Annotated in this window: 1 protein-coding gene; it reads right to left on the bottom strand. The window is 62.8% G+C overall.

The features are described from left to right. A partial coding sequence (locus A5705_RS22525) for a TetR family transcriptional regulator (protein ID WP_156763208.1) occupies window positions 1-161 on the bottom strand: 161 nt, incomplete at its 3' end. Window positions 162-701 lie beyond the last annotated feature (540 nt).

Raw genomic sequence — 701 nt, 5'->3', positions numbered from 1 at the left:
GAGGCGAAGTGAAAGTACATGGCCCCTTTGGTCAGGTCGGCCTCGGCCAGGATGTCCTCGAGGCTGACCATGCTGTAGGGGCGGCTCGCGAACTGGTGTGCCGCGGCGGCGATGAGTCGATGACGTGTGGTGTCGGCTCGTCCTTCGCTGTCCTCAGTCATCGCCCGCCTGTCTTGTCGCGATTGCCGCGCAGCGAGCCGGCGCGGTGCGCCATGGCGGTTTCGACACCGAGTCAGTCCCTTCCATGCTGGGGTGGTGACTCGCTGGGTTGTGTGCTCGCCCGCCTGGGGCGGCGCCGTCCGTCGAAGTCGTCCGTAGTCGTCGTCTGGTCTGATCTGCAGCTAACTTCATGAGTTTAATTCATGATTGAGTCTGTTTAAAGACTGGCAGTGTGTCAGTTCCGCATCTATCATACCAAATGGTATGTATATTAGCCACCAAGGTGGATGGCCGGTATCTGCTGGCGATGCGCCTCCGTGCCGCGGTAATTCCCCGGCCGGATCGGCTTTGCTTCTAGGAGGAGCACATGTCGGTTGTGACCAGATCGCCGGAGTTGCATACGTCTGCGCCGACAAGGTCGAATGCGCCGTTGCCGACGGAGGGCCGACCCGACGGGGTGCGCGATGGCGCTGGTGGGTGCGGGCGGGTTGAGCGGCGGCGCAATGGGTCGCCGGGGGATTCACCGATGGACGTGTTGGGCC

It is taken from the genome of Mycobacterium sp. E787, from assembly GCF_001668725.1.
Taxonomy (GTDB): domain Bacteria; phylum Actinomycetota; class Actinomycetes; order Mycobacteriales; family Mycobacteriaceae; genus Mycobacterium.
Note: the sequence above shows the minus strand (reverse complement) of the source record. Positions and strands in the feature narration are given on the sequence as shown.